At 40.2% G+C, this 22,359-nt stretch carries 24 protein-coding genes, 1 tRNA gene and 1 pseudogene; 21 read left to right on the top strand and 5 right to left on the bottom strand.

Features of this window, described 5'->3' with window-relative positions; genetic code table 11:
* Positions 1 to 19: 19 nt before the first annotated feature.
* The 7 genes from ASG46_RS16810 (at position 20) to pstB (ASG46_RS16780) (ending at position 8,220) form a co-directional block, all read left to right on the top strand.
* Positions 20 to 1,306 (top strand): MFS transporter, encoded by a 1,287-nt coding sequence (locus tag ASG46_RS16810; protein ID WP_008342348.1) that lies wholly within the window; start codon positions 20 to 22, stop codon positions 1,304 to 1,306.
* A 122-nt stretch (positions 1,307 to 1,428) separates the two neighbouring features.
* Positions 1,429 to 3,564 (top strand): peptidoglycan D,D-transpeptidase FtsI family protein, encoded by a 2,136-nt coding sequence (locus ASG46_RS16805; RefSeq protein WP_017358000.1) that lies wholly within the window; start codon positions 1,429 to 1,431, stop codon positions 3,562 to 3,564.
* A 214-nt stretch (positions 3,565 to 3,778) separates the two neighbouring features.
* Entirely contained in the window at positions 3,779 to 4,696 is a 918-nt protein-coding gene (locus ASG46_RS16800) for a phosphate ABC transporter substrate-binding protein (RefSeq protein WP_017367609.1), read from the top strand.
* A 79-nt stretch (positions 4,697 to 4,775) separates the two neighbouring features.
* Positions 4,776 to 5,702: a phosphate ABC transporter permease subunit PstC gene (gene pstC / locus ASG46_RS16795; RefSeq protein WP_017357999.1), complete on the top strand. Its 927-nt coding sequence runs from the start codon at positions 4,776 to 4,778 to the stop codon at positions 5,700 to 5,702.
* Complete coding sequence (gene pstA / locus ASG46_RS16790) at positions 5,702 to 6,586, top strand: phosphate ABC transporter permease PstA (RefSeq protein ID WP_007501259.1); 885 nt, start codon at positions 5,702 to 5,704, stop codon at positions 6,584 to 6,586. Before pstC ends, pstA begins: the two co-directional genes overlap by 1 nt.
* Before the next feature lie 23 nt (positions 6,587 to 6,609).
* Positions 6,610 to 7,422, top strand: coding sequence for a phosphate ABC transporter ATP-binding protein PstB (gene pstB, locus ASG46_RS16785; protein WP_056705269.1), 813 nt, complete (start codon positions 6,610 to 6,612; stop codon positions 7,420 to 7,422).
* Between the two features lie 15 nt (positions 7,423 to 7,437).
* The gene (gene pstB / locus ASG46_RS16780; RefSeq protein WP_017367606.1) at positions 7,438 to 8,220 is read left to right on the top strand and encodes a phosphate ABC transporter ATP-binding protein PstB; all 783 of its coding nucleotides are present in this window, start codon (positions 7,438 to 7,440) and stop codon (positions 8,218 to 8,220) included.
* A gap of 46 nt (positions 8,221 to 8,266) precedes the next feature.
* On the opposite strand, the gene ASG46_RS16775 is transcribed toward pstB (ASG46_RS16780), so the two are convergent.
* Positions 8,267 to 8,767, bottom strand: coding sequence for an endolytic transglycosylase MltG (locus ASG46_RS16775; protein WP_008342335.1), 501 nt, complete (start codon positions 8,765 to 8,767; stop codon positions 8,267 to 8,269).
* Positions 8,764 to 9,111, bottom strand: coding sequence for a hypothetical protein (locus ASG46_RS16770; protein WP_003217285.1), 348 nt, complete (start codon positions 9,109 to 9,111; stop codon positions 8,764 to 8,766). The genes ASG46_RS16775 and ASG46_RS16770 overlap by 4 nt, the downstream gene beginning before the upstream one ends.
* Before the next feature lie 451 nt (positions 9,112 to 9,562).
* Between ASG46_RS16770 and rpmG the strand changes: the two genes are divergently transcribed.
* The 11 genes and pseudogenes from rpmG to ASG46_RS16715 all read left to right on the top strand — a co-directional run bounded on the left by rpmG (position 9,563) and on the right by ASG46_RS16715 (position 19,115).
* Positions 9,563 to 9,712 carry a 50S ribosomal protein L33 gene (gene rpmG / locus ASG46_RS16760; RefSeq protein ID WP_008360061.1) on the top strand — a complete coding sequence of 50 codons (150 nt, stop codon included), beginning with the start codon at positions 9,563 to 9,565 and terminating at the stop codon, positions 9,710 to 9,712.
* A 49-nt stretch (positions 9,713 to 9,761) separates the two neighbouring features.
* Positions 9,762 to 10,322 (top strand): 5-formyltetrahydrofolate cyclo-ligase, encoded by a 561-nt coding sequence (locus ASG46_RS16755; RefSeq protein WP_056705267.1) that lies wholly within the window; start codon positions 9,762 to 9,764, stop codon positions 10,320 to 10,322.
* 85 nt (positions 10,323 to 10,407) lie between these two features.
* Positions 10,408 to 10,672 (top strand): annotated as a pseudogene (locus ASG46_RS16750) (hypothetical protein).
* Positions 10,673 to 10,761: 89 nt separating this feature from the next.
* Positions 10,762 to 10,935, top strand: coding sequence for a hypothetical protein (locus ASG46_RS21040; protein ID WP_017357994.1), 174 nt, complete (start codon positions 10,762 to 10,764; stop codon positions 10,933 to 10,935).
* A gap of 86 nt (positions 10,936 to 11,021) precedes the next feature.
* Entirely contained in the window at positions 11,022 to 12,560 is a 1,539-nt protein-coding gene (locus tag ASG46_RS16745) for a rhomboid family protein (RefSeq protein ID WP_056705265.1), read from the top strand.
* A gap of 70 nt (positions 12,561 to 12,630) precedes the next feature.
* On the top strand, positions 12,631 to 12,834 hold the full coding sequence (locus ASG46_RS16740) for a YqgQ family protein (RefSeq protein WP_056705263.1): 204 nt from the start codon (positions 12,631 to 12,633) through the stop codon (positions 12,832 to 12,834).
* 13 nt (positions 12,835 to 12,847) lie between these two features.
* Complete coding sequence (locus tag ASG46_RS16735; protein WP_008342319.1) at positions 12,848 to 13,801, top strand: ROK family glucokinase; 954 nt, start codon at positions 12,848 to 12,850, stop codon at positions 13,799 to 13,801.
* 212 nt (positions 13,802 to 14,013) lie between these two features.
* Entirely contained in the window at positions 14,014 to 15,933 is a 1,920-nt protein-coding gene (locus tag ASG46_RS16730; protein ID WP_024718835.1) for an LTA synthase family protein, read from the top strand.
* Positions 15,934 to 16,017: 84 nt separating this feature from the next.
* Positions 16,018 to 17,139, top strand: coding sequence for a M14 family metallopeptidase (locus ASG46_RS16725; RefSeq protein ID WP_056705261.1), 1,122 nt, complete (start codon positions 16,018 to 16,020; stop codon positions 17,137 to 17,139).
* Between the two features lie 330 nt (positions 17,140 to 17,469).
* The gene (locus tag ASG46_RS16720; RefSeq protein WP_056705256.1) at positions 17,470 to 18,723 is read left to right on the top strand and encodes an MFS transporter; all 1,254 of its coding nucleotides are present in this window, start codon (positions 17,470 to 17,472) and stop codon (positions 18,721 to 18,723) included.
* A 77-nt stretch (positions 18,724 to 18,800) separates the two neighbouring features.
* Positions 18,801 to 19,115, top strand: coding sequence for an MTH1187 family thiamine-binding protein (locus ASG46_RS16715; RefSeq protein ID WP_056705254.1), 315 nt, complete (start codon positions 18,801 to 18,803; stop codon positions 19,113 to 19,115).
* 24 nt (positions 19,116 to 19,139) lie between these two features.
* On the opposite strand, the gene ASG46_RS20760 is transcribed toward ASG46_RS16715, so the two are convergent.
* Positions 19,140 to 19,313, bottom strand: a complete 174-nt coding sequence (locus ASG46_RS20760; protein ID WP_003217333.1) for a DUF2759 domain-containing protein — start codon at positions 19,311 to 19,313, stop codon at positions 19,140 to 19,142.
* A gap of 160 nt (positions 19,314 to 19,473) precedes the next feature.
* Here ASG46_RS20760 and ASG46_RS16710 point away from each other — a divergent pair, with 160 nt between their 5' ends.
* Positions 19,474 to 20,112 carry an MBL fold metallo-hydrolase gene (locus ASG46_RS16710; RefSeq protein WP_017357989.1) on the top strand — a complete coding sequence of 213 codons (639 nt, stop codon included), beginning with the start codon at positions 19,474 to 19,476 and terminating at the stop codon, positions 20,110 to 20,112.
* Positions 20,113 to 20,160: 48 nt separating this feature from the next.
* Here the strand turns inward: ASG46_RS16710 and ASG46_RS16705 are convergent, their stop codons facing one another.
* Positions 20,161 to 20,403, bottom strand: coding sequence for a DUF2626 domain-containing protein (locus tag ASG46_RS16705; protein WP_003217440.1), 243 nt, complete (start codon positions 20,401 to 20,403; stop codon positions 20,161 to 20,163).
* A gap of 212 nt (positions 20,404 to 20,615) precedes the next feature.
* Between ASG46_RS16705 and ASG46_RS16700 the strand changes: the two genes are divergently transcribed.
* Positions 20,616 to 20,996, top strand: a complete 381-nt coding sequence (locus ASG46_RS16700) for a Spx/MgsR family RNA polymerase-binding regulatory protein (RefSeq protein ID WP_007501232.1) — start codon at positions 20,616 to 20,618, stop codon at positions 20,994 to 20,996.
* Positions 20,997 to 21,051: 55 nt separating this feature from the next.
* Here ASG46_RS16700 and ASG46_RS16695 read toward each other — a convergent pair.
* A tRNA-Gln gene (locus ASG46_RS16695) sits at positions 21,052 to 21,122 on the bottom strand.
* Positions 21,123 to 21,220: 98 nt separating this feature from the next.
* Between ASG46_RS16695 and ASG46_RS16690 the strand changes: the two genes are divergently transcribed.
* Positions 21,221 to 22,093, top strand: a complete 873-nt coding sequence (locus ASG46_RS16690) for an STAS domain-containing protein (RefSeq protein ID WP_041506953.1) — start codon at positions 21,221 to 21,223, stop codon at positions 22,091 to 22,093.
* The last annotated feature ends 266 nt before the right edge of the window (positions 22,094 to 22,359 follow it).

Here is a 22,359-nt window from a genome sequence, read left to right as displayed (position 1 = left end):
GAAAAGGAGAATGAATGATATGAGCAGATTAAAGAAAATGTTCGGGGACATGGATGTCACAAGAGATTTATTGCTCCTCCTCACGATTGGCGGATTATACGCACTTGCGATTGCGCTTTCGAATACGTTTGTGAACGTGTATTTATGGAAACAGTCTGGGCGATTTACAGACCTTGCGATTTATAACTTGGCAATTGTTGTCCTTCAGCCCATTACCTTTTTATTTGCTGGACGGCTCGCTAAAAAAATAGATCGTGCATTTGTCCTTCGTTTCGGTGTCATCTTCTTAGCCGCTTTTTACTTAATTGTTCTCATGGCAGGAGAGCAAGCGGCAGCTCGGCTCGTGTTATTAGGCAGTGTGCTTGGAATCGGCTATGGTTTTTACTGGCTTGCCTTTAACGTGCTCACTTTTGAGATTACTGAACCTGAAACAAGGGATTTCTTTAATGGATTTTTAGGAGTGCTTACCTCTACAGCCGGTATGATCGGGCCGCTCATTGCAGGAATTGTGATTTCTCAATTAACGGATGATACAGGCTATACAGTGATTTTCACTTTATCGCTTTTTTTGTTTTCACTAGCGGTTGTGATGAGTTTTTTCCTCAAGAGGAGACAATCAAAAGGAAAATTTATCATTAAGCAAATTTGGAAAGAGCGCCATGCGGACGAGAATTGGCGTAAGATCACAACTGCTCACTTTTTTCAGGGGCTCCGTGAAGGCGTGTTTGTCTTTTTAATCAGTGTCTTTGTGTTTATTGCAACAAACAGTGAGCTTGCTTTAGGCACATTTGGTCTAGTCAATTCAGGTGTTGCCTTTTTTGCCTATTTTTTTGCTACTCGTTTGATTAAGAAAAAATGGCGCAAAAAAGCGATTATGTTTGGCGGGCTTATTTTATACGGCGCTTTATTTTTAATCGTCTTTCACTTGTCCTATGTATCACTGCTTATGTACGCAGTAGCCATTGCGATCGGCTACCCGCTTCTGCTAGTTCCGTATGTCTCTTTAACTTACGATGTCATCGGTCATGCCAGATATGCAAGAAAAGCCCGAATTGAATATATTGTCGTCAGAGAACTATTTTTAAATGCAGGGCGTATTTGTTCGATTGTCTTTTTTCTTTTATCTGTCACCTTACTGGGCGATCGGCTTGGGATTCCTGCTTCACTTGTCGTACTCGGAGCGGGACACACCCTTATTTATTATTTTGTAAAGGACATTCATTTAAAAGAAAAAACAGCTGATATAGAAGAGGCTGACGGTCAAAAGCCTGTTTCTCAAACGAACCTTATGAAGGGAGAAAGGTAAAATTTCTTACCAATGGAACATCAAATTTCTAGATAAATGATAGAAAAACCGCTAAAATGATGATGGCACCTTTTATACACAAAAAGGGGTGCCATTTCTTTCTTGATAGAAAAGGTGATGTGATGAGAAACAAGAAAAACAAAAAAGACGCGAAGGAAGGGCGCAAAACACTTCCGATCCGGCTGAATTTATTATTTTTAGCTGCGTTCATTATTTTTACCGGTGTTGTGGTCAGACTCGGTTTTGTGCAGATTGTGAATGGAGAAGATTATAAAAAGCAGGCAGAAAAACAAGAAGACGTGAATGTCAGTTCATCTGCTCCGCGCGGAAAAATTTATGATCGAAACTATAACACGATTGTCAGCAATAAAGCGCTAAATGCCATTACATATACGAGAACCTCGACGACTTCACAAGAAGAGCGGCTCAAAGTGGCAACAAAATTAGCGGATATGATTCACGTAAGTACGAAGAAAATCACAGATCGTGATAAAAAAGATTTCTGGATCTTAACCCATCCGAATGAAGCGAAAAAGCTTGTTCAAAAAGAAGCCGATTTAAAGGGTGACGATAAGGTCTCTGATGATAAACTATACGAGCTCCAGCTGAAACGCATCACAGACAAGGAATTAAATCAACTGACGAAAAAAGATTTGCAAGTGCTTGCGATTAAAAGACAAATGGATGCAGGCTATGCACTTACGCCTCAATTCATAAAAAATGAAGACGTTAAACCAAGTGAAATTGCTTACGTCTCTGAGCATTTGGACGAGCTACCAGGTGTAGATGTCACAACAGACTGGTCGCGCAGCTATCCTTATAAAGGACTGCTCCGCAGTATGCTCGGCAGTGTGTCTTCAAGTGATGAAGGTCTTCCGTCGTCTCTGCTTGAACATTATCTATCACTCGGCTACAGCCGAAATGATCGTGTAGGAAAAAGCTATCTTGAATATCAATATGAAGATGTGCTACAAGGTCAAAAAGAAAAAGAACAAAGTACAACGGATAAAGAAGGCAATGTCACAAGCTCTAAAGTGTTAACAGAAGGAAAGAGCGGGAAAGACCTTGTGCTGACGATTGATATTCAGCTGCAAAAAGCGGTGGAAAAAATCATCGAAAAGAACTTGAAAAGTGCGAAGCAAAGAGGCGGCACAGAACTTCTTGATCGTGCGTTTGTTGTCATGATGGACCCGAGAAATGGGGAAGTGCTCTCGATTGCGGGTAAACAGATTACCAATAAGAATGGGACATACAAATTTGATGACTATGCACTAGGAACGATGACATCATCATATGCGATGGGATCAGCAGTAAAAGGGGCAACTGTGCTGACAGGTTATAAAACAGGCGTCCTTCACATTGGAAGCACCCAATACGATGAACCGCTCTATATCGCTCAGTCACCGCCGAAAAAATCCTATCAAAATATGGGACTCATTAATGATTTAACCGCACTAGAACGTTCATCAAACGTGTATATGTTTAAAACAGCGATTGCAATTGGGAAAGGGGAATATCGTAAGAATCAGCCGCTCCCAATTGATACAAAGGCGTTTGATACGTTCCGTTACAATTTTAGTAAATTTGGTCTTGGAGTTGAGACAGGTATTGACCTGCCAAACGAAGCAACTGGCTATCGTGGAACGTCTACACAATCCGGTCTTTTACTTGACTATGCGATTGGACAATATGACACGTTTACACCGCTACAAATGGCGCAATACGTCTCAACGATTGCCAATGGCGGCTATCGTTTACGTCCTCAGCTCGTAAAAGAAGTGAGAGAGCCAGATCCGCAAAGAGGCATTGGGGCTGTAACGGAGTCCGTCAAGCCGGATGTACTGAATAAGCTCGATATGACAAGTGATGAGATCAAACGCGTACAGCAAGGATTCAAGCTTGTGATGCAGAACCCAAGAGGGACAGCATATTCGAACTTTGGCAACAAAAAATACAATCCAGCTGGCAAAACAGGGACCGCTCAATCATTCTATGACGGCCCGATTAAAAGTAAACGCGGCACACCAACGTATAACACAACACTTGTTGCGTATGCGCCTGCTGATAATCCAGAAGTAGCGATTTCAGTTGTCGTGCCTTGGGTGTATCAAGATTACAACCAGCGCTATCCGATTACAAATGATATTGGTGAACAAGTATTAGACAAGTACTTTGAACTGAAATCGAAACAGGAAAGCAATGATACACAAGCGAAGAACAAAAACAAAATTGAAAATGAAGCAGAAACAAATAACTAGACCTATTCTAGGTAAAAACGCTCACTTTTTGTGGGCGTTTTTTTATATTTTCTTCAAACTTTTCGATATAAATTGACAAAAATCATAAAAAACCCCGCAATTTCTCTACAAATCTTCGACATTTACAAAACCTTAACATTCCATTTAAACGAAATTAATAAAGAACCTTTAATGTATTACTCGTAGGACAAATTATTCAGGGGGTATTCTTGAAATGAAAAAGAACAAATTATGGCTGCTTACTTTCCTTACTATCGCATTGTTAGCATTCGTCACAGCATGCGGAAACAGCAGCTCAAGCGGAGATTCAAAAGACAGTAAAGGAAATGCTTCAAACAAAGATGAGGCATCAGGTTCCATTACCATCTCAGGATCATCTGCGATGCAGCCTTTAGTTCTTGCGGCAGCAGAAAAATTCATGGATAAACATCCAAAAGCCGATATTCAAGTACAAGCCGGCGGTTCAGGAACAGGACTTTCTCAAGTATCAGAAGGATCTGTACAAATTGGTAACTCAGATGTATTCGCAGAAGAGAAAGACGGAATCGACGCAAAAGCTTTAAAAGACCACAAAGTAGCAGTTGTTGGAATGGCTGCAGCTGTTAACCCTGAAGTTGGTGTCAAAGACATCACAAAGGACGAATTGAAAAAAATCTTCACTGGTAAAATCAAAAACTGGAAAGAGCTTGGCGGGAAAGACCAAAAAATCACACTTGTGAACAGACCAGACTCATCAGGAACTCGTGCAACATTTGTGAAATATGCACTTGACGGCGCGACTCCTGCAGAAGGAATCACAGAGGATTCTTCAAATACAGTGAAAAAGTTGATTGCAGAAACACCAGGTGCGATTGGGTACCTAGCATTCTCTTATTTAACAGATGACAAAATTACACCGCTTAGCATTGATGGTGTGAAACCAGAAGAAAGCAATGTAGAAAGCGGTAAATATACAATTTGGGCATACGAGCACTCTTATACAAAAGGTGAGCCAGAAGGTTTAGCAAAACAATTTTTAGATTACTTGATGAGTGACGAAGTACAAAAAGAAATCGTTAAAGACCAAGGCTACATCTCAGTCTCTAATATGAAAGTAGAAAGAGACGCAACAGGCAAACAAACAGATAAGTAAAAGGTCTTGAATTGATGATGAAGGAAAAGTGGAGCTTTTCACTTTTCCTTTTATGACATTCATAGGAGTGTAGAAAAAGATGAAACAGATAGAACATACAGAAGCGAGCGATCGACTGATCAGCTCGAAAAAAAATAGGCAAATGGATGAAGTAAGAGGAAGTATTTTGGTGAAATTTTGCGCATTCTTAATGATTGCTGTATCAATTGCCATCACAATCTTCCTTGGCATTAAGGGTTTACAATCTTTCATCGTAAATGGTGTAAGCCCAATTGAGTTCTTAACCAGTATCAATTGGAACCCTACAGCAGAAAATCCGCAATACGGCGCATTTCCATTTATCTTTGGATCAATCGCTGTCACGCTTCTATCAGCACTCATAGCAGCACCGCTAGGCATCGCAGGAGCGATCTTTATGACAGAAATTGCACCTGCATGGGGACGGAAAATTCTCCAGCCAGTGATTGAACTGCTTGTAGGGATTCCATCCGTTGTTTACGGATTCATAGGTCTTACAGTATTGGTGCCGTTTATTGGACATTTTAAGTCAAGCGGTTCAGGGCACAGTGTTTTAGCAGGAACGATTGTCCTTTCTATTATGATTTTGCCGACTGTTACATCCATTGCAACTGACGCAATGGCTTCACTTCCAAAAAGTTTACGTGAGGGATCGTATGCATTAGGCGCAACAAGATGGCAAACGATCAGACGTGTTCTTGTACCTGCAGCGCTTCCGACATTAATGACAGCAGTCGTGCTTGGAATGGCAAGAGCATTTGGAGAAGCCCTTGCCGTTCAGATGGTCATTGGAAACACGCGTAATCTACCAGAAAGTATTATGGACACAGCTGGTACATTAACAACCATTATTACGTTAAACATGGGACATACAACGTATGGAAGTGTTGAAAACAATACACTTTGGTCAATGGGACTTGTCCTTCTAGTTGTATCATTTATGTTCATACTCATTATCAGATACTTGTCATCTAGGAGGAAGATTTAATGAATAGCAAAATGACCGATCGTTTTGCCACAATTGTTTTTGGATTATGTGCCGCCATTATTACGGCGATACTTGTTGGCTTATTTTCTTATATCATCTTCAACGGTGCCAAAGAATTAAATTTTGACTTTTTGACTACCCGCTCAAGTGCGATTGGCTCTGGCGGCGGTATTAGGGATCAGCTGTTTAACTCGTTTTACATTTTATTTATTACGATGCTGTTTACCGTGCCTCTTGGCGTGGGCGGCGGGGTGTACATGGCAGAATATGCACCTCAAAACAAAGTAACCGATTTTATTCGTACATGTATTGAAGTGTTATCTTCTCTGCCATCGATCGTCATCGGTATGTTTGGTTTGCTGATGTTTGTTAATTTAACAGGATGGGGCTATACGATCATCGGAGGAGCCCTTGCGCTGACTGTCTTTAATCTGCCAGTGATGGTCAGGGTGACAGAAGATGCACTTCGATCTGTACCGAAGGATCAAAAGGAAGCATCGCTTGCGCTCGGTGTGACAAAGTGGCATACAGTGAAGACGGTTCTTATCCCAGGTGCGATTCCATCCATTATAACTGGAGCAATTTTAGCATCGGGAAGAGTTTTCGGTGAGGCGGCTGCTCTTCTTTTCACAGCAGGTCTTTCAACACCGCGTCTTGATTTTACAAACTGGAGTCCTTTCTCCGATACGTCACCACTCAATATTTTTAGACCGGCAGAAACATTAGCCGTTCATATATGGAACGTCAATACACAGGGGATTATTCCAGATGCAGAGGCCATTGCAAATGGTGCATCAGCCGTACTTGTGCTCTCTGTATTAGTATTCAACTTAGCAGCTAGATGGCTTGGTTCATTTATTCATAAGAAGCTTACGTCAAAATAAATAGTGAGAGGTGTGAAGGGGATATGGTTCAAATGCTAGCAGAAAAAAAAGAGATTGCAGCAAAAAAGGCTCCACTTCAAGCGGAACAGATTCTACAGGTGCAGGATTTAAGTATTTATTATGGTGAAAAAAAAGCAGTCAATCAAATTTCATTTGAAATTGAAAAAAATGCAATTACGGCATTAATCGGCCCATCAGGGTGCGGAAAATCGACTTTTTTACGCAGCATTAACCGCATGAACGACCTAATTCCAGGTGCACGAAGTGAAGGGGCGATCATGTACGAAGGGTTAAATATTTTGGATGACCGTATTAATGTGGTGAATTTAAGAAGAGAAATCGGGATGGTCTTCCAAAAGCCAAATCCATTTCCTAAATCCATCTACAACAACATTACGCATGCGCTAAAATATGCGGGTGAAAAAAGGAAATCAGTGCTTGATGATGCGGTAGAAGAAAGCTTAACAAAGGCAGCGCTATGGGATGAGGTCAAAGATCGCTTGCACCGCTCTGCCTTATCATTATCAGGCGGCCAGCAGCAGCGCCTCTGTATTGCACGTACCCTTGCGATGAAACCTAGCGTGCTTTTATTAGATGAACCGGCTTCTGCCTTAGATCCGATCTCAAATGCAAAAATTGAAGAACTATTATCGGAATTAAAACATGATTATTCGATTGTCATTGTCACACACAATATGCAGCAAGCGTTACGTGTATCTGATCATACAGCCTTTTTCCTGAACGGTGATCTAGTGGAATACGATGCGACTGAACGTATCTTTACACGTCCTGCGCAGCAAAAAACAGAAGACTATATTAATGGTCGATTCGGATAAGGCGGGTGGATTTTGATGAATGCAGTAGCAACTGAAACAGCCAAAAAAGAAGTGTTTCGTGTGAATGATATGAACCTTTGGTACGGACAGCATCACGCACTGAAGCATATTGATTTAGACATTAAAGAGCATGAGGTCACAGCGATTATCGGTCCGTCCGGCTGCGGAAAGTCAACATTTATAAAGACCTTAAATCTCATGGTCAAAACAGTGCCAGGTGTGAAAATCACCGGGGATATGATGTATAACGGTGACAATATTTTAAAAGGCCGTGTCGATCTAGTGGAACTGCGTAAAAACGTCGGGATGGTCTTTCAAAAAGGAAACCCATTCCCTCAATCTATCTTTGATAATGTCGTCTACGGGCCAAGAATTCACGGGGTGAAGAGCAAGCAGCAATTGAAAGAAATCGCTGAAAAAGCGCTTCGTGATGTTGCCCTTTGGGATGAAGTGAAAGATCGATTAAGTGCGCCTGCATTAGGTCTTTCCGGCGGTCAGCAGCAGCGTCTTTGTATCGCAAGAGCCATTGCCACAAGCCCGGATATTCTATTAATGGATGAACCAACATCTGCGCTTGATCCTGTTTCAACATTAAAGATTGAAGAATTAATCATGAAACTGAAAGAGAAATATACGATTGCCATTGTGACGCATAATATGCAGCAAGCGGCAAGGGTATCAGACCGAACAGCGTTCTTCTTGATGGGCGAGCTTGTTGAGGTCAATGATACGAATGTGATGTTCTCAGAGCCAAATGATCAAAGAACAAATGATTATATATCAGGACGATTTGGATAATCAAAAACCCCCCTGGAGGTCAATGCCGCCAGGGGGGTTTTTGATGTTATTTTGTTAAGGCTTTGACAATTTGTTTAAATGTCATACCTGTTTTTAAATTGAATTTGCCGGCACGAATTTCTTTATGGTAGCCTGCGTCTATCACGTAATCATTAAAATCTTTAGACGAGTTGATGATTCCGTCCTTTTCAAGCATGTCTGAAACATCACTTGTGCTCATACCGTTTTTAATCACGAATTTAACCGTTTTGCCTTTTGGCTTGTCCGTTGTTTGTTTATCGTTCTGAGAATCGCCGTCTTCATTTGCTTTCAGCGCTTTTTCTTTATAATCAAGAAGTTGTTGATATGTTTCACGGCTGACGGAGACTTCTTTTTTAGAGTCTAAGTAATTTTTCACGTCAGTGTCTGTCACTTTCGCTGCGAGGGTTTCTTTTGTTGTAGAATCAGCTGCCGCTTCATCTTTTCCAGTAAGGAAAAAGACGATCGCCAGAACACCAGTTGCAAGAATCATACCTGCTGCAAACGTTTGGATGCTTTTTTTCGTCATACAAGCACCCTCTCGTTGTCTTTAATGATCATGTTCACATCTTCTACAGATACATGCTCAGCGCGCGCAATCGCCTCAGGAGACATGCCATTTTGATGCTTTGAAATGATTTGTCTTGCAATAGATGGATCAATTTCTGAATGCTTGCGGACAACGATGTTTGTTTCAAGCAATTCTTCTTCAAGAACCTTCATTTTCTTTTTCAGTTTATAGATTTCTTGCATTGCAGATAGTTGAAGTGTTTCAAGTTCCTGTTCGACTTCTTTAATCGGCTCTCTTTGAAAATATGAGAATGCGATCAGTACAATACTGACAACAAGCAATCCGATAATTGCAATTTCCATGTTTCATCACCTTTTATTCATATTTTAATGCTGAAAGCCAAAAAAGGCTCTCATGATTGTTTCAGACAGTTTTCGACCCTTCTTTTTTATACCATAAAAAAGCTAGTTTCAAAAGGAATTGCTGAAAAAATCACCTTTTTTTCATCATTTTTCTTTTTATAGGGAAACCAAGTATGAAAACCTTGCCCGCTGTTAAAATAAAAGAAGACGGATCAGATGAAAAAAAGCTGTGGAACAAAGAGGGGGTTCTCATGTATACAGTACGACAAAGAACGTGTTTTTATAGGGGAGAAGGCGATTTTTCATCACATGACCAGACAATATGGATCAGGATGCGGGTGGAATGCATTGAAAAATGAAATTGGTGAAAAAACATTCTAGCATTCCTTAGCTAGAAGTGGTATTATAGTTAGGTCTGAATGTGAATTGATTTTAGTTTGGAGGGAAAAACATGCGCGTAAATATTACTCTAGCTTGCACTGAATGCGGTGAGCGTAACTATATTACTAAAAAGAATAAGCGAAACAATCCAGATCGCGTTGAATTCAAAAAGTATTGCTCACGTGATAAAAAACAAACTTTACATCGTGAAACAAAGTAAGCAGCAGGGAATTTTCCTGCTGTTTTTTTATGATGGGAGATGAACCTGTATGAAAAAGGAGCTCCGCCTTCAAACATTAGCCATGCTTGATCAGATAAGCGCTGATGAGTTCAATCGCCACGCTTCTCTACTTCATGAACACGTGTTGCAGTTGTCAGAATGGAAACAGGCGAAAACGATTGCTTTGACTATGTCTAGGGGAAAAGAAATACCGACAATGCCTCTGATTGAAAAAGCGTGGGAAGAAGGAAAAACAGTTTGTATTCCCACCTGTTTTCCGAAAACAAAAGAGATGGTGTTTTATGAATATACACCTGAAACAAAGATGACATCCAGCTACTTTGGGCTATTGGAGCCAGACCCTCTTGAGTCTACAGCTGTACATAAAGAAGCCATTGATTTGATCATTGTCCCTGGGGTGTGCTTCGATCAACGTGGTTACCGGATTGGGTTTGGTGGGGGCTATTATGATCGCTACTTAGCGGACTACCACGGCGTAACCATTGCCCTTTGTTTGTCTTTACAGCAGATGAGGCATATTCCGGCTGAAGCGCACGACATACCGGTGTCTATGATTGTCAGTGAAAAAGGTACGTTATATCAAAAGTGAAAGCCCGCTCATTGTCCAAAAACGGGCTTTTTGTGTTGAGATCGTTTCATTAGCTCATGGCATTTTAGCTAGTAAGAGTCATATATTGAAAAAATTTCGAGGAAAGAAAAGATACTTCCGAAATTTTGTGGGAGGAAGTGAATACTTTTGACTTACAACTCGAACATGATTCATGGGTTTATTTTTGGCATACACACCTTGATTTTTTTGGAGTCGGAAAAATAAGAAGAGAGCATATCAAAGCGTTCAAAGATTTAATCGCCCTGCATCAATTTGACGTTTCTTATGATCAATCAGAGTGTGAAGAGTTCTATTATATTCAATCAAAAGAACAAGGGATTAGAGTGTGAAAACAGATCGCATGTTAAGCGATAAAAATGACGGTTCATGCATAAACAAATCCTATTTAAGCCACGATACGAACATAGGAGGGAATATGATGAATAAAATGATTTGGAGCATTGTGTTCACACTGTTTGCATTCGTTCTTGTGCAAAATCGTTATCGGGTCATGAATTTGATCTTAGGTCAAAACCAAGTGCGTCACTTTTTTATTAAATGGCTGATGAAAATCCCATATTTTCGGACGAAATTTATTCGCCAAGCATTCTAATCCCGCAAAAGCCGGGATTTTTTTGTTGAGAAATGCGTATAAGAGTAATTCTTGCTATAATAATGTAAAAAATGGAGCGCGAATGAATGAATGTCATAGATAGTCTATTTTGGCGAGTGATTGATGAACTCAGACAAAAAGGATACGAGATGATTCAAAGTCCGTACCCAGAAGATGAAATCTTTTTTGAAGCACCACGAAACTCAGGATATGATCTCATCCGTCTATATAGAAGAGATGTGAATTTTAGACAGGAGATCGTTCGAGATATGGAAGAGCAGGCCTTTCGGATGAATCAGTTGAGAGAAGCCATGCGTAAACGTTCTCTCCATCTCCTGCAGCTACAATTTACAGCTGATCATCCAGTAGATGATTGGGAAGACATAAACGGTCAACCGCAAAAACAACAAAAGGTGACGGTGACACCTGTTTTACTGAATGAAGAAACCCTTCAAAACGATGGACACGAGCTGCAAAAATGGCTGAATACATCACTCTCGATTGATGTAGAAGAGGCGAAGGCAGATACAGCCGAAAATGTGATGCAGCTTAAAATGAACGTGCTTCAGGCATTTCAAGATCAGGAAAAGCAACGTGAACGAGAACGGGCCGTTTTTCAAAATGGCAGACCGATTTTTACCTACTTGTTAATCGCAGTTCAAGTGGTGATGTTTCTTTTACTTGAATTATCTGGTGGAAGTACAAATACAGCCACTTTAACAGCATTCGGTGCGAAAAATAATGTGCTGATTTTAGAGGGTGAATGGTGGCGTTTTGTGACACCTATGTTTTTACACATTGGTTTGACGCATTTACTCTTTAATACATTTGCTCTTTGGTCCGTTGGAGCGGCTGTTGAGAGAATTTATGGTTCAGGAAGATTTTTGCTGATTTATTTAGTTTCCGGCATCTTTGGCTCCATAGCGAGCTTTGTGTTTAATACAGCCATCGCAGCAGGAGCATCAGGTGCGATCTTTGGCTGTTTAGGCGCATTGCTATATTTAGCGATCTCTAACCGGAAGCTCTTCTTTCGTACAATGGGGACAAATATTATTGTGATTATCCTCATCAATTTAGGGATAGGTTTCACTGTATCAGGGATTGATAATGCAGGGCATCTTGGGGGGCTCGCTGGGGGATTTTTAGCCGCTTTAGCGGTCCGTCTTCCTAAACAGTTTCAGCCTGTCAAAATGCTTCTTGCTAGTTTTCTTCTTCTCCTTATTGGCGGCTTTGGATTGTATACAGGGTTTCATTCAGACGATCAAAAAGAAGCGGCGGCAACTAGCGAGGCAGCGAGTTTATTTGATGAAAAGAACTATAGCGAAGCAAGTCAGCGTCTAGAGGAATATGTAAAGCAAAAGGATGCCTCAGCTGAAGCACTTCATATATATGCGCTTTCCGAAGCACAGCTTGGACATCTTGACAAGGCCATTGAGTATTTGCAAAAGTCGCTTGAAAAAGATCCAAATGAGCCGAATAAATTGTATCACTTATCGTTGTTGTATGTAGAAAAAGGCGAGACAGCGGAAGCAGACGACTTCATCGAAAAAGCATTAAAACAAGATCCGCAAAATGACCAATTTTTAAAGTTGAAACAATATATTGAAAACACTCAAACACGTTGAATGACTTGACTGAAAGCGTATTTATGAATACGCTTATCCTATCTGTTGATTTAGAGAAATGGTGAAAATAATGAAAACGTTATATGATGTACAGCAGCTGCTCATGAGATTTGGAAATTTCGTGTATTTCGGAGATCGTGAAGTGGAATTAGAATTTATGGCAGATGAATTGAAGGAAATGTATACATCGGGCATTATCGATCGAACTGAATGGTCAAACGCAATGACCATCCTTCAAATGGAACTAGCCAAATTAAATCGAAAAACAATGTGAAGGTGGAGGACATATGACAGGGGATTGGTTTGTAGGAGTTGATCTTGGCGGTACGACAATTAAGCTTGCGTTTATTAATCTTTATGGTGAAATTCAGCATAAGTGGGAGATTCCTACGGATAAATCTGGGCAGACAATTACAGTCGACATTGCCAAGTCAATTGACCATAAACTAGTTGAGATCAGCATGCCGAAATCAGCCCTAATTGGGATCGGTATGGGGGCACCTGGACCAGTGGATAAAGTATCCGGAATTGTCTATAAAACAACGAATCTGGGCTGGACAAACTATCCCTTAAAAGACCATTTAGAGGCAGAGACAGGACTTCCATCTGTCATCGAAAATGATGCGAACATTGCTGCACTCGGTGAAATGTGGAAGGGTGCAGGTGATGGCGCCAAAAACATCCTGATGGTTACACTGGGCACAGGGGTTGGCGGCGGTATTATTGTCAATGGAGAAGTGGTTCAAGGCGAAACAGGTGCTGGTGGAGAAATTGGTCATATTTGTGCCGTTCCATTTCAAGGAGCACCATGTAACTGCGGGAGAACAGGCTGTATTGAAACCATTGCGTCTGCCACAGGTATCGTCCGAATCGCAAAAGATACATTACAAACAAAGAGCCATACATCATCACTTGGCTCACTTACTTCGCTGTCTGCAAAGGATGTATTTGAGGCAGCAGAAAACGGAGACGAACTTGGGATGCATGTCGTAGATGAAGTAACAACCCATCTTGGTCTTGTCCTTGCGAATCTAGCTAGTGCCTTAAACCCAACAAAAATCGTCATTGGCGGGGGGGTATCTAAAGCGGGCGAGCTTCTTCGCAGTAAAGTAGAGCGTGTCGTCAAACATCATGCCTTCCCGCCCTGTGCTGAGGATGTTGAAGTGGTGATTGCCTCACTAGGAAACGATGCAGGCGTGATCGGCGGTGCATGGATGGCAAAAAACAAGTGGCTGTCTTGAACAAAAATGTCATAATGATGTCATTTTTATTAAAATCAGCGATAGATAGGCATGAAATTGAATGTTTAGCATATTCATAAGTTTGTCATGGGGAAAAAGACATTGATTTTCCATCATAGACAGGATAAGATATACTTTAGTTATTTTTGAAGAAGCACCAATAATTGGGGATGTCCCTAACCTGAGTGCGTTTTTAGCATAAGGAGGTTACAATGCGAAAGAAAAGATTAAAGGCGATTTCATTTTTACTGATTGCGACTTTGTTAATGTGGGTGAAAACCTATGTTATCTATAAATCTAGTTTTAATATCAAAATTGAAAATTTCATGCAGGAATTTATCCTGTTTATTAATCCGCTTAGCTTTCTCTTGTTTATCTTCGGTATCGGTTTATTCTTTAAAGAAAAAAATCGCAATCGATATATCATCGTGACGAGTTTTGTTCTGACATTTATTTTGTTAGCTAACATTGTATTTTATCGATTCTACAGTGATTTTCTAACCATCCCCGTCCTATTTCAAACAAACAATATGGGTGACCTCGGGTCAAGTATTACCTCTTTAATTGAACCAGTTGATTTTCTGATGTTTGTTGATATCATCATTTTAATTTGGCTCTATAAAAAACAGCCTTCCTTTAGAACAGATGTAACGATTTCACGTAAGGGACGTGCAGCTTATTATTTATTTGTGGCAGCCACTTTCTTTTTTAACCTTGGTTTGGCTGAAACAGAAAGACCAGAGCTGTTAACTCGTTCATTTGACCGTGAGATGCTAGTGAAAAACATCAGCTTATATAACTTCCATATTTATGATGGGGTTCTGCAATCGAAGCAATCCGCTCAGCGAGCACTTGCCGACAGCAATAGCTTAACTGAAATTGAAAACTATGTAAGCGCAAATCAAACAGACCGTAATGAAAAGACGTTTGGTCAAGCAAAAGGACGAAATGTCATTTTAGTATCGCTTGAGTCTACCCAGAGCTTTGTGATCAATGAAAAATTGAATGGGAAAGAGATTACGCCGTTCTTAAACAAATTGATCAAGAAAAGCTACAATTTCAGTAATTTCTATCATCAAACGGGTCAAGGGAAAACATCGGACTCCGAGTTTATTGTTGATAATTCACTCTATCCGCTTGGAAGAGGAGCTGTATTTTTCACAAATCCAAGCAACGAGTTCAAAGCCGCACCTGAGTTGTTAAAAGAGGAAGGTTATCATTCTTCTGTTATTCATGCGAATAACAAAAGTTTCTGGAACCGTGACCTGATCTATGACAGCTTTGGCTACGACAAATTTTTTGATATTAAATCATTCGATGTAAATGAAGAAAATTCAGTTGGCTGGGGACTAAAAGATGGTCCGTTTTTTGAGCAGTCAGTAGATTTAATGAAAACGATCCCGCAGCCGTTCTATACGAGATTGATTACATTAACGAACCATTTTCCATTTGACTTAGATGAAGAAGATAAGCTCATTGATGAATATGACTCAAAGAGCAAAACGTTGAACAAATACTTCCCTACAGTGCGTTATCAAGATGAGGCACTAAAGCTTTTCTTTAAAAAAATGAAGGAAGCAGGGTTATACGATAATTCCATTTTTGTGTTATATGGTGATCACTACGGGATTTCTGAAAACCATAACGAAGCAATGGGACAATTCTTAAACAAAGACATTACACCTTTTGAAGAAGTTCAGCTTCAAAAAGTACCATTTGTCGTACACATTCCTGGTATCACGGATAAACATCCAAAAGAGATTGATACAGTTGGCGGGCAAGTAGATATCCGTCCAACAGTCATGAACCTTCTAGGAATTGATACAAGCAAGCAAATTCAATTTGGTCATGACCTATTATCAAAAGATACAAATGACTTCACAGTGCTTCGAGATGGAAGTTTTATTACGAAGGACAGTGTTTTCACAGCTGGTGTGTGCTACAACAAAGAAACGGGTGAGCCGAGAGAAGATGAGTCTGTTTGTCAGTCTTATGAAGAAAAGGCAAAACAAGAGCTTCAATTCTCTGATCAAATTATCTATGGAGATCTCCTTAGATTTTATGACCGAAACAACTCGGACCATTCACCATCTAAAAAAGAAGATGACACTGAGCTAAAAAAGGCGTCTTAATTTAAAAGAAAACCTCTGCTATTTACATGCAGAGGTTTTCTTTTTTTACTTACTGGTTCATATAGTGTAAGAGGAGGGATGTAAATGAAAAAGTCGTTTGGCACAATTGAATGGCATCTGGATGAGGCAAGGAAGGAGGATGTGGCAAAGCAGCTTGGTATAGGAAAAGAAGCTTTCCGTTTGTCCAATCAGTCAAATACGGAGCACCTCCTTTTACCGGGGTATAGACTTCCAGAAGGGACCCATTCATTTCAATCGGTAGGTGAGGTGCAAAGCTTCATTGCGCCTTACCGGCTCCAGCAATCAGATGATTGGATCAGCGGCACATTTGAATATGATAGCGCTCACTTAGAACGAGAGCTTCAATATTTGAAAGCTGTTTTTCCTTTTCTTCAGATGAGTGTGATTGGTCAATCAGTGCTTGATACGCCCATTTATGAAATCCGTACGGAGCCTGTACAACATTTACATTCCATACATGTTAATGCCTCTTTTCATGCAAATGAATGGATCACGACCTCTGTTTTATTAAAATGGCTTAAATCACTTTGTTTAGCGGCCTCGGACCCAGTGCAAGCAAGACATCATGAAGCGGTTCGCATATTGCAGACCACTGCTTTGTCTATTGTCCCGATGGTAAATCCAGACGGTGTTGATTTGGTTCGCAATGGTCCAGAATCTTTAGGGTTGTGCCGTGAGGAGTTCGCGCCGCTAAATGGTGGATTTTCCGATTATCGAGAATGGAAGGCGAATATTCGAGGAATTGATTTAAACAATCAATTTCCTGCTTATTGGGAAATCGAATATTATCGTAATAAGCCGAAGGCACCGTCTTATAGGGATTTCCCAGGGCATCAGCCGTTAACAGAACCAGAAGCGAAAGCAATGGCACATCTCGCCTTACGAAAACGCTTTGACCGGCTGATTGCCCTTCATACACAAGGAGAAGAGATATACTGGGGTTTTCTTGGCCACGAACCGGCCATTTCAAAAGAGACGGTCGAACGGTTAGAACGGGTGAGCGGTTACAAAGCGATTCAATATCTTGATAGCTATGCAGGTTATCGTGATTGGTTTATTTATCAATGTAAAAGTGAGGGATATACGGTGGAACTTGGGCGAGGAAAGAACCCGCTTTCTATGAGTCAATTTGATTCGATCTATGAAAAAACAAAGCGGTTATTGTGGGAAGCATGTAAGTATTAAAAGCACCTAATCGGTGCTTTCAGCGTGTAGACAAACCCTCGCCTTCTTTGTCAGTCCTGCGTGCCGGTGCTCACGAAAGGGAAATTCGCTCCGCGCCAGTACTCATCCTTCCTAGGGTTGCAAAGGTTTTCTATCACGCTGAAAAGAAGACAAAGGGCTAAAATTGAGTTCATTTTAGCCCTTTGTCAACAATCATTTAATACGTTCAAACCAATCAATTTCTTATGGTCAATAAAAACCGTGCTGATGTGATTGACGAGAGCATTCCTGTAAGCTATTGTGAAAGAGTGGATGTAAAAAAAAGGATATGAATTAGGGAGATGTCGATGATTGAATGCTCAAAGCCTGTGGAAACGGAATTTTACTTATCTATTTGTTTCTAAAATGTGTAAAATTACTGCTGATAGTTTATCTTTTAACACCATTTTGTGGCTTTTAGTGCTAGGGGGAAAAGGAGCAATTGGAACAGCATTTTTTATTGCCGTTAGTTTTGTCCCTCAAGCCATTATTGGGCCGTTTATTACCCCAATGATGAAGCCGCATCAATTGAAATTTTGGATGTGCTTTGCTGATTTAACTCGGGCGGCGATTATACTTGTGATTGTGGTGAGTTACTTTTATGATTTTTCTCCTTTGGCACTCATCATTGGCGGTATGTTGCTGCATTCAGCGACTGGTGGTTCCTATGAACCAGCTTCGGTGTCCATTATTCCAAAGCTTGTGCATGAAGATGTGATACAAAAGGCGAATGCAACCATTCAATCAGCCAGTCATGTGGTCAGGCTTGTGACTGTGACGATTTGTGGTGTCATGATTGCATTTGTAGGGGTAGGATATACAATGCTTGTCATTATTCCTCTTTACCTCATGTCCGCTTTGCTGGTTTTGCTGATTACATATAAAACGGAAGCGATCATGGATAAAGGAAAAAAAGGATTATCATACGGAAAACGATTAATAAGAGGATTTTCACTTGTGAAAAGTCATCATATTTTGTTTCCATTAGCCATTTTTTGTGTCTGCTCCAATTTTGCTGCGGCACCGTGGGAGGCATTGTCGGTTATTTATTTAACAGAAGATTTACATAGTGGACCAGTAGTATATTCATTCATCAAAGTGACCACGGCATTAGGTGCATTTTTGATGGGATTCGTTTTAACAAAGGTGAAAGTGAATCGATACGGTCTGTTGTTTATCGGGGCAGGGATCGTTGATGGAATTGCATTTTTCATTACAGGGATGAATGCTTTATTACCACTTGTGTTTATATCTGCATTTGCCTTAGGTGCAGCCATCAGTGCAGTCAATGTACCTGAACATACAATGATTCAATTGTCAGTAAAAGCGGAGGATCAGCCACAAGTGTATGCGATTATTAACATGATCTCTTATTTAATGATACCGTTAGGCGCTCTCATTGGTGGTTATATGGCGACGTTATTCGGTTCAGGTTATGTCATTGCAGCAGGAGGACTGATCGAAGCCATTTCAGGTATATGCTTGCTCCTTTTCACAAATATTGGGAAGGTAGAGAGAGCAGATTTGACGATAGAACGGGACAAACCAGGCTTACACGCCACATGATGATGGCATTTTTGAATCGCGATGGGTTACAATGAGAACGAGAAAGAAATAGGATGTCATTGAAAGGAGCAAGAACCATGGCGATAGCAGATGTCACCATCATTCCAATAGGCACTGAGACACCAAGCGTGAGTGCATATGTAGCAGACGTACAAAGATTGTTAGAGGGCTTTCAACAAGAAGGGAAAATCAAATATCAGCTCACACCAATGAATACTTTAATTGAAGGGGAGCTATCCGTTTTATTTGAGGTCATTCAGCGTATTCATGAAGTTCCATTTGAAAAGGGTTTACACCGAGTAGCAACCAATATCCGCATAGATGACAGAAGAGATCAAACGACCACCCTTTCAAGCAAATTAGAAAGCGTGAATAAACATTTGAATCAATAGAAAAAGCCTGCTAATTGCAGGCTTTTAATGTGCAGTTGGATAACCGCTATAGATGATGGTCATGACGGTAAACCATCCAAAAACCAAAAATGTGGCGCCAGCGAAAGCAATGGCCAGTACGTTCACTTTTTTGAGTGAGCGATAGATGCCGAGAGCGGCTAAAATCGTGACTAGACCAAAAATAATGACGAGCATCATATGAAAGTCCCCCTTTGTCATCAATCCCCTTGATTTCCTTTCTTTTCATTTTAACCGTTTTCATAAAGCTTGTCGAGTACATTCAAGTTGACGATTGTTTGAATTTTTATTGAATAGCCTTCATAATAAAAAAGAATGAAAAAAGTAGTAGGTGATGAAAATGAATTGGAGAAGAATGCCGCTAGGCTATGTGCAAGCGAACGCATATATTTGGAAAAATGAACAGGGAGAATGTTTAATTTTTGATCCAGGCGGCGAAGCGCAAAAGCTAATTTCTTATGTGAAAGAAAAACAGCTGAAACCACTTGCTGTCTTATTGACACATGCCCATTTTGATCATATTGGTGCAGCAGATGAGGTGCGTCAAGAATGGGGAATTCCGCTTTATGTCCATGAAAAGGAAAAAGAATGGCTGACAAATGCTCAGCTAAACGGTTCAGCTCGACTAATTGGTAACGGAATTACGGTCAAAGAAGCTGAACAATTGATTACGTCAGAAGGACCTCTTCAAATTGGATCGTTTACATTAGAAATGTTCCACACACCAGGTCATTCACCTGGCAGTGTGTCTTACTATTCAGCGGAAGAGGGATTTGTCATTTCTGGTGATACTTTATTCCAAGGCGGTATCGGGAGAACTGATTTAACGGGCGGTAATCAAGACGTGCTGCTTCAATCGATACATGACAAATTGTTGTCATTGCCCGAATCAACTCTTGTGTTAAGTGGACATGGCGAGGAAACAACTGTGCTTACAGAACAGGAGCAAAATCCGTTTATCAATGGGTTTTCTTTATAATAGCACGCACGAAAAAAGCATCTCTTTCAAAGGAGATGCTTTTTTCTATTAATGTCCGGTACCGGGAACCATGATGAAAATCGAATAATATGTAAATCCGGCAAAGAAAATCGTCAAGTACGCTCCGAAAATGTAAATATACATTCTTTCGGATAAATTCAAGTAGGATAAAAATACAAAAAGAACGGTTTGACCGAAGAACAGCAAGGATGCATCTTTCATATGTCCTAAATAGAACATGACAGCAAAAATACCCGTCCAAAACCCAAGAACGCGGAACATGCGATTCATTTCTTTCCCTCCCCTTAAAAAACCCCTTTGATTCATATTATAGCTGATGATCACTTGTTATGTAAACATTTACATTTTTGACAACGTGTGAACATTCATTCTTTCGTTAGAAAAAATTTTTTTGAAAAAGTGATGAAAAAGTGTTTATGCCTAAATGCATGAGGGTACTTAGTCCATAAGAGAAAAGGTTAACGACCTAAGGAGGAAGACTAATGAGTGACATTACTTTTTATTCATACCCAAGCTGCACGTCTTGCCGCAAAACAAAACATTGGTTAAAGGCGAATCAAATTGATTTTAAAGAGCGTCACCTTTTCAGAGAAACGCCAACACTAGACGAATTGAAAAAAATCCTGTCCTTAACAACAGAAGGAATGGATGAAATTTTAGCTACTCGAAGCCAAGCTTTTAAAAGCTTAAATTTAAATATTAATGATCTAAAAGTAAATGAGGTACTTCAGCTTCTCATTGAAAAACCAAAGCTGCTCCGGAGACCTATTATCATTGATGGAAATAAATTAGTGGTCGGCTATAATCCAGGGGAACTCATGAAAATTTCAAAAAAGAAAGCGATTCATCAATCGGTTTCCTAATCAAAAACGAAGATCAGCTGAATGATGTTTCAGCCGTCTTCGTTTTTGTGCTGAACTGGGCTAGCTGGGTTCGAACCAACGATCACGGAGTCAAAGTCCATTGCCTTACCACTTGGCTATAGCCCAATATGAAACGTGTAATGCTATTGTTCACCATCTGCGGTCATTTATACATAAAAGTTGGTTGTCACTAGTTGTAAGTGAAAAAGGAGCGAACGACAGAAATGAAAAATGAAAAATCTGAGCAATTATATGAATTTATTCTTAAAGAAGCCCCTGTCATGACCGAAGAATGGCTGAAAACAAGAACAGAAGAAGGCTCATTATATTCCAAACATGCTTCAGAGGAGACAGAAAAGAAGCTGAAAGAACAAAACACAGCATTTATCCAAACGATTGCAGCAACGTTAGTCACGCTATCAGATAAAGTAGAAGACCATCTAAAAAAGTGGTCAGTTGATATTGCCCGCGATCGAGCTGTTCATGAAGTACCTTTATATGAAATCATCGGACAATTTAAGGTGTTCCGCCACATTTTTTGTTCCAGAATTGAGACCTTTACACAACATACGGAGCTTGAAGTGACACTCAAAGATGTGTGCGATTGGAATCAGCATTTTCACGCCACATTTGATGACATGATTGCACGTTTATCAGAAGAGTATGACCGCGTGACAATCAATCAGCTTAATGCACAAAGAGAAATGATTCAAGAGCTTAGTGCGCCTGTTATTCCAGTTTCAAAAGAGATCGGTATTTTGCCGCTGATTGGTGAAATTGATACGTACAGGGCGAAAATCATTTTGGAATCAGTACTAGAACAGGCATCTAGACTGCGTCTAACCCATTTATTTATTGATATATCTGGCGTTCCCGTTGTTGATACGATGGTTGCTTATCAGCTGTTTAAAGTGGTTGATAGTGCGAAGTTGCTAGGAATTGAGACGATTATATCAGGCATTCGCCCAGAAATCGCTCAAACTGTAGTGAAACTCGGCATTGATTTCTCAAAAGTAAATACTGAACACAGCCTTGCAAAAGCTTTAGAAAAAAGAGGCTTTCGTATCTTTGAAGAGCAGCAGCAAGAAGCAACGTGAACCAAAAAATGTTACTAGTAAAAGTAACGGGTCCGTTGACAAGGAGAAACAATATAATGAGCATATGAATGAGATGACCAATTCGCATACAGATTTGGTCTCTTTTTTTACCCATAAATCAGACACGAAAGGATATTCTTTATCTTCAAATCAGTAATCTATTAAGGAGGATTAAATTTGGAGACACCTCCTTGTAACAGATCATCCATAATGAAAGAACCAAATGAAATGATCATAAAAAGAGGTGCCAATAGCACTTCTTTTTT

The organism is Bacillus sp. Leaf49, assembly GCF_001426125.1.
GTDB lineage: Bacteria > Bacillota > Bacilli > Bacillales > Bacillaceae > Bacillus > Bacillus altitudinis.
This window is presented reverse-complemented; position numbering and strand designations above follow the sequence as displayed.

Bases quoted from the DNA above. Each gene is read 5' to 3' on its own strand.
- rpmG (WP_008360061.1), top strand. From the start codon at position 9,563: ATGCGCGTAAATATTACTCTAGCTTGCACTGAATGCGGTGAGCGTAAC.
- ASG46_RS16805 (WP_017358000.1), top strand. From the start codon at position 1,429: ATGAGAAACAAGAAAAACAAAAAAGACGCGAAGGAAGGGCGCAAAACA.
- ASG46_RS16800 (WP_017367609.1), top strand. From the start codon at position 3,779: ATGAAAAAGAACAAATTATGGCTGCTTACTTTCCTTACTATCGCATTG.
- pstB (WP_056705269.1), top strand. From the start codon at position 6,610: ATGGTTCAAATGCTAGCAGAAAAAAAAGAGATTGCAGCAAAAAAGGCT.
- ASG46_RS16810 (WP_008342348.1), top strand. From the start codon at position 20: ATGAGCAGATTAAAGAAAATGTTCGGGGACATGGATGTCACAAGAGAT.
- ASG46_RS16700 (WP_007501232.1), top strand. From the start codon at position 20,616: ATGAGTGACATTACTTTTTATTCATACCCAAGCTGCACGTCTTGCCGC.
- ASG46_RS16715 (WP_056705254.1), top strand. From the start codon at position 18,801: ATGGCGATAGCAGATGTCACCATCATTCCAATAGGCACTGAGACACCA.
- pstA (WP_007501259.1), top strand. From the start codon at position 5,702: ATGAATAGCAAAATGACCGATCGTTTTGCCACAATTGTTTTTGGATTA.
- ASG46_RS16745 (WP_056705265.1), top strand. From the start codon at position 11,022: ATGAATGTCATAGATAGTCTATTTTGGCGAGTGATTGATGAACTCAGA.
- ASG46_RS20760 (WP_003217333.1), bottom strand. From the start codon at position 19,313: ATGATGCTCGTCATTATTTTTGGTCTAGTCACGATTTTAGCCGCTCTC.
- ASG46_RS16755 (WP_056705267.1), top strand. From the start codon at position 9,762: ATGAAAAAGGAGCTCCGCCTTCAAACATTAGCCATGCTTGATCAGATA.
- pstC (WP_017357999.1), top strand. From the start codon at position 4,776: ATGAAACAGATAGAACATACAGAAGCGAGCGATCGACTGATCAGCTCG.
- ASG46_RS16770 (WP_003217285.1), bottom strand. From the start codon at position 9,111: ATGGAAATTGCAATTATCGGATTGCTTGTTGTCAGTATTGTACTGATC.
- ASG46_RS16735 (WP_008342319.1), top strand. From the start codon at position 12,848: ATGACAGGGGATTGGTTTGTAGGAGTTGATCTTGGCGGTACGACAATT.
- ASG46_RS16690 (WP_041506953.1), top strand. From the start codon at position 21,221: ATGAAAAATGAAAAATCTGAGCAATTATATGAATTTATTCTTAAAGAA.
- ASG46_RS16740 (WP_056705263.1), top strand. From the start codon at position 12,631: ATGAAAACGTTATATGATGTACAGCAGCTGCTCATGAGATTTGGAAAT.
- ASG46_RS16775 (WP_008342335.1), bottom strand. From the start codon at position 8,767: ATGACGAAAAAAAGCATCCAAACGTTTGCAGCAGGTATGATTCTTGCA.
- pstB (WP_017367606.1), top strand. From the start codon at position 7,438: ATGAATGCAGTAGCAACTGAAACAGCCAAAAAAGAAGTGTTTCGTGTG.
- ASG46_RS16725 (WP_056705261.1), top strand. From the start codon at position 16,018: ATGAAAAAGTCGTTTGGCACAATTGAATGGCATCTGGATGAGGCAAGG.
- ASG46_RS16710 (WP_017357989.1), top strand. From the start codon at position 19,474: ATGAATTGGAGAAGAATGCCGCTAGGCTATGTGCAAGCGAACGCATAT.
- ASG46_RS16705 (WP_003217440.1), bottom strand. From the start codon at position 20,403: ATGAATCGCATGTTCCGCGTTCTTGGGTTTTGGACGGGTATTTTTGCT.
- ASG46_RS16730 (WP_024718835.1), top strand. From the start codon at position 14,014: ATGCGAAAGAAAAGATTAAAGGCGATTTCATTTTTACTGATTGCGACT.
- ASG46_RS21040 (WP_017357994.1), top strand. From the start codon at position 10,762: ATGAATAAAATGATTTGGAGCATTGTGTTCACACTGTTTGCATTCGTT.